Annotated in this window: 1 protein-coding gene; it reads left to right on the top strand. The window is 45.9% G+C overall.

Annotated elements, in window-relative coordinates; all coding sequences use genetic code 11:
* Positions 1–1,070, top strand: a 1,070-nt coding sequence (locus M3O96_RS21870) for an IS110 family RNA-guided transposase (RefSeq protein WP_249725448.1), incomplete at its 5' end; no start/stop codon positions are given.
* Positions 1,071–1,137 lie beyond the last annotated feature (67 nt).

Here is a 1,137-nt window from a genome sequence, read left to right on the forward strand (position 1 = left end):
TTCAAGTTACAAAAAATCCTGATTTTACGGGAGAAATGATCTATGTGGGCATTGACACCCACAGTAAACAGTGGACTGTTACAGTGATGACTGAGCATCTGGAACACAAGACATTTGTTCAGCCACCGGAGGGTGTGACTCTTGGTAAATATTTAAAAAAGCATTTTCCCGGAGGTACTTATAAGAGTGTTTATGAGGCAGGTTTCTGCGGTTTTTCGGTTCACTACGAGCTTGTTTCAGAAGGGATTGATAACATAGTGATCAATCCGGCGGATGTCCCTACCACCAATAAAGAGCGTAAGGGCAAGCGTGACGGGGTTGACAGCAGAAAATTGTGCAGGGGCCTTCGTCAGGGAGTACTCAGAGGGATCCACATTCCGGAAAAATGCGAACAGGAGGAGAAAGAATCCATGCGTCTGCGGAAAAAACTGATAGGGGAGATCAATAGGTACAAAAACAGGATCAAGGGCAAGCTACATCTCCATGGGATAAGGATTCCGGAAGAACAGTTTGTCGGATCAGGGAGTTGGTCGAAAAGTTTCATGGGATGGCTTGATAGCGTAGAACTGGATTCGGAGGTGGGCACATTCGGTTTCCGTATATTGATAGAGCAGCTCAGGAACACGGTTTCGGTAAAGAAGAAGCTTGAGAAGGAATTGGTGAGATTGCTGTCAGAAGAATACAGGGAGGAGTTGAAGATCATCAGGTCAGTACCGGGGATTGGGCTGACAGCAGGATTGGTTTTCCTTAGCGAACTCGGGGATACGTCAAGATTCCATACAGCAGACAGTTTATGCTGTTTTGTAGGACTGGTGCCCAATACCTACGGTAGCGGTGAGAAGGAGCACAGTGGAAGGATGACCGGCAGGAAAAATGTACATGTGCAGACAGTTTTGGTACAGTGTGCCTGGACCGCGGCGAGAGCTGACCCGTCATTGGCAAAAAGCTATGAGGACTGGAGAAAAAGGATGGGTGCGAACAAAGCGATTATAAGGGTAGCCAGAAAGTTACTGCTAAGGATAAGGCATATTTTGTTGAACAAAGAACCATACCGTATAATGGCAGATTAAAAGATAGATAAAAACAATTGCCTGCCTTTAGGACCAAAAAATTGGTGGACCGAATTTGTCGAGTTGC

The sequence above is a fragment of the Aquiflexum sp. TKW24L genome, from assembly GCF_023502205.1.
In the GTDB taxonomy this organism is placed as follows: Bacteria; Bacteroidota; Bacteroidia; order Cytophagales; family Cyclobacteriaceae; genus Cognataquiflexum.